Annotated in this window: 4 protein-coding genes; 1 reads left to right on the top strand and 3 read right to left on the bottom strand. The window is 65.9% G+C overall.

The features are described from left to right. Positions 1-13: 13 nt before the first annotated feature. Genes AMD30_RS23880 through AMD30_RS23870 form a run of 3 tightly spaced genes read right to left on the bottom strand, consistent with a single transcriptional unit; the run spans position 14 to position 5943 of the window. Entirely contained in the window at positions 14-4912 is a 4899-nt protein-coding gene (locus AMD30_RS23880) for a putative T7SS-secreted protein (RefSeq protein WP_231632838.1), read from the bottom strand. Beyond that, positions 4913-5554 (bottom strand): hypothetical protein, encoded by a 642-nt coding sequence (locus AMD30_RS23875; protein WP_055477325.1) that lies wholly within the window; start codon positions 5552-5554, stop codon positions 4913-4915. Then, on the bottom strand, positions 5551-5943 hold the full coding sequence (locus AMD30_RS23870) for an SseB family protein (RefSeq protein WP_055477324.1): 393 nt from the start codon (positions 5941-5943) through the stop codon (positions 5551-5553). Before AMD30_RS23870 ends, AMD30_RS23875 begins: the two co-directional genes overlap by 4 nt. Before the next feature lie 663 nt (positions 5944-6606). Between AMD30_RS23870 and AMD30_RS24835 the strand changes: the two genes are divergently transcribed. Then, a complete protein-coding gene (locus AMD30_RS24835) occupies positions 6607-7275 on the top strand; it encodes a DUF3558 family protein (RefSeq protein ID WP_084817372.1) in 669 nt (222 codons plus the stop codon). The last annotated feature ends 465 nt before the right edge of the window (positions 7276-7740 follow it).

The raw sequence follows: 7740 nt of genomic DNA, 5'->3' as shown, positions 1-7740 counted from the left end.
ACCCTATGGGGCACTACTTTCCGTCGGCGCGGTAGTTGTACTCGGCTCGTGCGACGGTACGCTCCGGTGCCCCACCGCCTGCACCGCTCGGACCGAGGTTCAGCGTCGCCGGATTCGCAGAGACTGTCGCAACCGACCGTCCCACCAGCCGTCCGACTGGGTCCCACGACGAGTCGATCGCCGTGCCCTCGAACCTTCGACGCTGCTCGCGGCCCGTGGCTGAGGTGGTGATGTCGCAGGTACGGCCAGCGGTCGAGATGAAGTCGAGCACTCCGCGCGGGTCGTACCCGTAGCGGGTGTGAACCGCCGTCGGCGATGTCACCGACGCCAGCCGACCCGCACCCGTCCACCCCGACGCGATCATCCAATCGGTGGATCCGTCGTTCACGCCGGTCAGTTGCGGCAATCCCGCTGCCGTGTAGGTAGAGTGCCACTGCCCGAAAACACCGACGACACTCTCGGGCCGTCCTGCGGAGTCGTAGCTGTACCCAGTGACCTCGCCATCGAACTCAGGGTTGGGCGGGTCGGCGCACCGTTCAGCGACTACACGACCAGCCGCGTCGTATTCGAACGCCACGGTCTGCCCGGCGGCGTTCGTCCGCGTGGCGAGTCGTCCGCCCGCGTCGTAGGCGTACGTGGTTGTCGCGCCGTTGAAGTCGGTCTCGGACTGCAACGACCCGTCCGCGTTGTAGGAATAGCTCCACACCAGACCGTCAGGGTTGGTGACCGCGACGAGTCTGCGTGCGGTGTCGTAGGTGAACGCGGTTCGCGATCCGTCGGCGTCGACCCGGGCGATCGGTAGGTCGTAGTGGCCGTACTCCCAACGAGTGGTCGCGCCAACGGGATCGACGTAGGCGACGCAGTTACCTTCGCCGTCGTACTCCCAACGCGACTGTCCACCATCGGGAGCGACGAGACTAGTCCTGTTCCCGATCGCGTCGTACCCGACGACCGTGATGGCACCCTCGGCGTCGACGACCTCGACCGGCCGCCCGAACGCGTCGTACGCGATCCGTGTTGTGTTGCCGAGCATGTCCGTGATCTCAGTCGGCAATCCGGCCAAGTTGTTGCGGTACCGAACCATCAGACCGTCGGGATCCGTGTGTGAGGTCAGTGCACCGTGTTCGTCGTAGGTGTATGACGTGACCCCGCCGGCATTGTCGGTCACTGTCAGCGGACTTCCGTTGTCGGTGTAGGTGATACGCGTGGTGATCGGACCTGGTTCGACGACCCTGTCCGGGCGCCCCGGACCTGCGTAAATCACCTCCGTCACTGCGCCGTCGGGGCCGACGATCCGCTCGACATCGCCGAAGGCGTTGTAGTGCAGCCGCGTCGGAGGTCCATCCGGACTGGTGAGCACCATCGGTTGCCGACTGTCGTTGTAGTCGGTCCGGGTTATCCGGCCCAGCGGATCGATCTCCTGCCGCACTCGATTGTCTGCGTCGATGCCGTACAACGTCGTTGCGCCGACGGCATCGGTGTAGGTCGTCATCGACCCCGGACCTGCCGTTCGGAGCTGGTAGTCGAACCGCCCCGACCACACTCCGTTCATGCCGGACTGGATGGTCACGCGGCCGAGGTCGTCGTACCGGTTCCAATACTCCATCCCGATCGAGTCGCGCCACCAGGTCATTCGCCCGGCGTCGTCGTAGCCGAAACGTGTTGTCGCGCCGACGGCGTTGGTCGACGCTGCGAAATGGCCGCGATGGTAGGCGAAGGTGCACAGCTGCTGGTCGACGGGGGCGCCGTCCACCCCGGCGACCAGGCGGTACCCGAGGATCCGTGCGCCGTCGCACTGGACGTCGATGCGATACCCGGCGGAATGTTCGACGGCCGAGGGCCTTCCGTGCTCGTCGAAGACGAAGCGGATCCGGTTGCGATGCCGGTCGGTCAGGGCTGAGACCGCGATGCTCCCCGCCCGCACATCGACGCCGTCCAGTTCCGGGATCGGAATGAAGAACCAGCTGACGAGCGTCCGGATGTGGGTCAGTTGATACCCGTCCGTGGCCGTCGCACGCAGCTCCCAGTCTGTGTCGTTGACACTTCGTGACACCGAGTTAGCGTGTGGCCTGGGGAAATTCGTCATGGTGCCGTCGGCGTCGACGATGGTCACCAGATCGTCAGCGACGATTGCACGGGCGTCGAAGGCGGACGGCGTCGTCGGTCCGAGCCACCGTCCCCACCGGTAACGCGAACGATGTCGATGGGTCAGACGGAGCGGAAGAACTCCGGGGAGGTCGACGTCGGTCAGCGGGAGGAAGTACTCGCCCGTCGCGACATTGACCGGTTCGCCGTTGCTGCGGCACTGCTCGGGCGACTCGTTGCCCTCGCTGGTGTCGGCGCGTTCGGTCGAGCCTGAGTCGGTGCGATCTGGATGCCCAGGGTCGTGTGGTTGGCCGGTGTCGTTGTCCGGGGTGGAGTTGGTGCCGTCGGGGTTGTCGCTACCGGGCCGGTCCGACGGATCGGGGTCGCGCGGGGACGACGGCGCGTCCGGGCCCGCCGGCCGTGGGTTGGCCGCAGCGGGGCGTTCCGGTGTGAACGGGCGGTCCGGAATCACGGCCGGCGGGATCGGCCGATCGTCGGGGCCGCTGCGAGGCGAGGGAGTGGTTTCCGGCGCGTTCCGGACGGTTGGTTCGGGGACATGATGGGTGTTCGTCGGCACCGGACGTCCGCGGTCGATGTCGCGCGGTGTGGTGGATTCCGGTGTGGTGCGCGCAGGAGGCGTGCGGTCCGGGGTGTGGTCGGAAGTGCGCGGAGGGGCCGCTGGAGCATCTGCCCGGCTCGGAGCGCCGGGACTGGTTGGCGTCGCGCTTGGCTTCGGTTGCGCGGCATCCGGTGTGGCATGCGGCGTCGACACCGGATGATGCCCGCCGACCGGCGCGATGGGGCCGGTTGCGGGTGTGTCTGCCTGGTCAGGCGTACGCGTTGGGGCGTCGACGGTGTCGGGTCGGGTTGTCGGCGCATCCGGGTGCGTCGAAGTCGGTGACGGACGTGGACCAGGCGCGTCTGTGTCTGGTCGCGCATGAGGTGTCGCCGGCGTGGCTTCGTCGGCTTTTGGCGGGTGGCCGCCGGCCGGCTCGTCATGCCGTATCGGGGTCCGGTCGACGACGGGCTCGTCGGGTTTGGCCGGCGACGGTTCGTGGTGCGTCGGGCTCGGTGCGGCGTCGCGGTCGACCGTGTTGGTGCCGGGAGTGGATTGGCCGGGTGAATGGTCGCCACCGGGCGCGGCCGCGGGCGTGGTGGTGTCGCCGCGGTTGGGTCCGGGCGGGTCGTCGTCGCCCAGGATTCTTGGTCCGGATGGATTGTCCGCGGGTCCCGGCGTCTGCGATCCCGGCCCGTCCGCAACAGGCGACGGCGCGGGCTCGGGTTTCGGCGCGGGGGCGGCAGTGTCGGGATTGGGGGCATGTGGGCCGAAGCCGTCGACAGGTCCGCCGGCGACGGGCTGGTCCGGGGACGCAGCGTCACGGCGTGGTGCAGGCGATTCAGGTGATCCCCCGCTGGGCGGAGTGTCGACGGCTCCTGCCGGTGGCGCAGACGAATCGGGCGTGGGAGCCGGATTCGGCGAGCTGGCCGGTGACGGGGGCTCGGCGGCCGGAGCCTCCGGGGCGGGACCGTCGGCCCTGGGAACTGGAGGCGCGTCGTGATCGACGGGGATGTCGGGACCGTGCCGCCCCGGCAGCTCGGCACTGGGACTGGCACCAGGCGTGTTCGGCGACGACCCGTGTGGCGCGGGCGTCGGGTGCGGCGACGCTGGCGGGGCGTCTGGGCGATGTGAAGTCGGGCTGATATGTGGAGTCGGCGGCGTCGTCGGGAGGTTGCGGCCTGACTTCGCGAGCCCGGTTATCAGGCTGCCGCCCTTGGGTCCCGGCGCGATCATCATGACCGTATTGCCGATGACGTTGCCCAGCGCCTGGGACGGATCCGTCGACCATCCGGACCCGGCGAAGTTTCGAACGAACTCGTCGGGGTGGGCGACCTGGTGCACGATCCCGGTGACCATGGTCGCCGAGTTGCGCATGTACTGGTGGGGGTTCGCGATGTTGTAAGGGTTCTGCGGGCTCAGCATGTTGAGCCCCTTGACGACCTCGGTGACCGACCCGATAAGGCCCGCTTCGAAGTGGTTGAAGCCGGTTAGCCCGGCAGTCCCGACGTCGCTGGCAGTCATGCGTGCCTGGTCGAACGCAGACGGCATGGGTGGTGCCATGTTCGCGGCGCCGCTGAGTTCGGCCTTGACCCCCGGGGCCGACGAGTTGCGATGGTCGCGTCCGACTTTCAGAACTCGCTCCGCCTCGGCTTTGTATCCGGGCCATGGGTCGGGCCCCGGATGTGTCGGCGGGGTGTCGCGACGATCGTTCTTGTAGTCGTCGAGCTCGTCGTTGTAGATGTTCGCCTTGGTGACCCACTCGTCCCGTTTGCGCTCTCCCTCTTCCCAGATGCGGACGGCCTCTGCGGCCTTCTGCTGCGCGAAAGTGACGACGCCGGCCCAACCAGAGAGCGCTGCAGCCGCTTTGGAGGCGGCGTCGCCGGCTGCGAACCACTGCGGGACCTGGCGTCCAGTGGCATCGCGGAATTCCACTGCGCCGGTGCCGGACCAGTCACCGACCGAGATCCCTCGTAAACCTTCACCCGCCGCGACGAAGTTGCCGGCAAAGCCCGTGAACTTCTCGGCGAGAGCGGTGATCCCGGGAGGGTCGCCGAGGATGAGTTCCTTGGGGTCTTTGGTTTCGTCGAGATTCTTCTCGTCGGGCATGGCGCCCAGCGAGTTCGCGACGTCGTCGCCGAAGTCCTCGACGCCGGTGGCGATGCTGTCGAGGCCGACGGCGCGCAAACCGCCGCCGAGTATCTCGGTAGCACCGTCGACCAGTCCCCCGAGCACTTCCTTGCCGCCCTCGAGGGCGTCGAAGAGGCCCACCTACTTGGCCGGTTTGTCAGCCGGCTCGGACTCGGCGCTGCTCGGCGGATCCGCGATGAATCCGTCACGCTCGAAGCCGTCGATCGTGTCGGTGACAAGTGTCGACGGGTCGACCTGGTGGCGGGCGATGGTCTCGAGGTCCTCGATCAGTGTTCCTCTGAGTTCCTGGCCCAACTGCCGATGCGCTGCCATCTCCTCGGGCGTCAGGGCCCACTGCGGGTCGGTGATGGCGTTCTTGTTGTGCTCCCACAGCTCGCCCCACGACTTGTCTTTGACGACCTCCGCCGTGAGGCTCGGGTCACCGATCAGGTCCATCGTGAAATTCTTGAGCTGGTCGCCCGCCCATTTCTCTTCACGCTCGTAGTGACTCGCTCCGAGTCCGAGGCCCTTCGAGATCTCTGCCGCGCCGGTGACGAGCGCCCGTACGCCCCATTCCCAGCGAGCGCAGTACTCCTCGAGTCCGCTCTTGGGGTCGGCGTGTCCGATGGTGCGGCCGTCTAGGTCGAGGTCGCCGTATCCGCGACCGAGCGCAGCGCTGTAGTCCGACCCGACGCCGGTGTCGGCGAGCCCGTCGATGACGCCGTTGATACCGGCGCTGGCCTTGTCGAGGGCTGAGGGCTCGACATGCAAATTGTCGGTCATCGGACTACTTCACCCTCGTCGTCGTAGTAGCAGTGCGGCGTCAGCTCGCGGCTCGGCGGAAACGTCATCGTCGACGGTGTCGCGGGGTCGACGACGAGCCCGGTGGGTTCGGGCGCCTGGTCGAGGACGCGGTCAATGAGCGCGTGACCGGGAACGTCGAGGTAGCGGACCTCGGCTAGGTCGCGGTCGGTGAACTCAGCGAACTCGCGCAGACGTTCAGGCGTTGTGAACGCCAGCATCCAGGGGATACCGGCTTCAACCAGCGTGAACAGGCGGCCGTTGAGATCGAGTGGAACGGCTAGGGTGGCATCGCGGAGGGCATCGTAGAGCCGAGGTGGATCACCGAAACCGGACAAATACGCCCGAACCTCATCGACATATGTCGTCATCACCGGACTCCCCCGCAGTCATCACCGTGCCGGTTGATGCTAGATGATGGAACTTCGATTCTCGCGGTGGTGTCCACAGGTCAGTTGACAGACGGCAGGCCACGCCAGTCTCCGCGCCAGTTCTTGTGCCTGACGGTCGTGTTTCGGCAGTGACCCCGGAGCTTCTCGGCTGGACATTCCGTTGCCGTACACGCCGGACCTGCCCGAAGTCTGGGTGAGTCCCTCCACAACTCGACAGCCCCCATCACAATTGGTGCTCGTCGTACTAGTCTGTTCGACGAGCCGGGCCCAGCACGGGTCTGCTACCGGGAGGGGGCCCCTTGAGCACGCCATTCGCCGACGACTCGTTGCTACCCAAGGCTGTCCCAGAAATGCCGGTGGGCCCGCACGGGCGAGGTATGGTTCTGCGATCTGAGCGTGCTGACTGGGAGCGTCGGGCTGCTGTGGCAGAGCAGGTGACTAGCGACCTGACCTCTGCGCTAGAGGCGCTCAACGGCATTGTTCGTTCAAACTATTTCGGCGATTGTCGCGAAGGTGAGAGCGTCTTCGCGGGGTTGACCCGGGCGACGGCTCAGCTGTCGAGCGAACTTACCCGCGGAGTGCACAGGACCTCGGCTCTCGGCGAACGATGCCGTGCGGCCGCGGCAACAATCGAGGAAGTCGATGTGGAGGGTGCGGCCGAGATTGCGACTTAGAAAGGGTGCGGTTGTTGTTGCGACCGCTGCACTGGCCGGTCTCGTGTTAATCGCGTGCACGGTACCTGGATCACCCGTTCCAGTCCCTTCGTCCGCCAATTCGTCGTCCAGCGTCCATTCACTACCTCGACAAACCGACGATGACGGACGGATACTGCCGTTCGAGACGAAGTTTCAAAACCGCTGGAGCATAAACAACGATGGCACTCGGTACGAACCCTGCACTCAGGTTCCCGTGTCTGTTGTCCGCGAGTTCGGTCTAGAGGAGTCCACGGTTTCGGACGTCGCTGCGTCGGACTTTCAGACCGCACGCGGATGCAGGTGGAGGTTCCAGGATGACCGCCTTTCTTCCCTCGCCCAGTCAGTAGGTAACTTGACCCGGCCATCGGAGGGTCTCGGTGGCTATAAGGCGATGTACGCGTCGAGTACGGCATGGTTTGCGGATACGGAAGTTGCTGGCCGACCCGTCCTAGTTGGGTCGTATATGGACGCAGAGTGCGGTGCCGTAGTTCGTTCGGGCAACGCCGTCGTCATCACATCGGTTCTTCGGTTGCAATCGGACCCACCGCCGACTCGCGAAACTTGCGCCGTGGCTGTCGAATTCCTGCGTGCGACAATCAACCAGATTCCGGTTTGAAACCTCCCAGCAGCCCAATCCGGGCAGCGACTGGAGCGCTCTGGCTGGAATCACACAGGGTTGGCGGGCGATCCGACTCGGATCGTCGCAGGACGGTCAAGCGTTAGCTGTTTGCGGCGCAGGCAGTGCACTTCGAACCTGCACCTCCGATGCGACTCTTCAGCATCCGTTCTCAGAAGGGGTTTCGCACTGTGCAGAGGAAACTGTCGCTGCGAGCAAATCGCCCTACCGTCGCCGCATGAGCACTGACGCGAACGGTAGGCAAAGACTGTCAAGATCACGCTCCGCGTCCACACCGTCCACGGTGTGGCTAGCCACCGGACTGATGATCACCGGAGCGAGCATCCAGCTCATCGGCATGTTCCACGCGCTCTCGTTGGTCGACGCAGCTAGGGAAGAAGCGTGTCTGCGGCAGTCCGTTCGCCTCGGTGACGGATCGACTTATTGTCCATGGCCATGAGAAAG

Source organism: Gordonia sp. HS-NH1 (assembly GCF_001418765.1).
In the GTDB taxonomy this organism is placed as follows: Bacteria; Actinomycetota; Actinomycetes; order Mycobacteriales; family Mycobacteriaceae; genus Gordonia.
The sequence above is the reverse complement of the archived record's forward strand: the minus strand, read 5'-3'. Positions and strand labels throughout refer to the sequence as shown.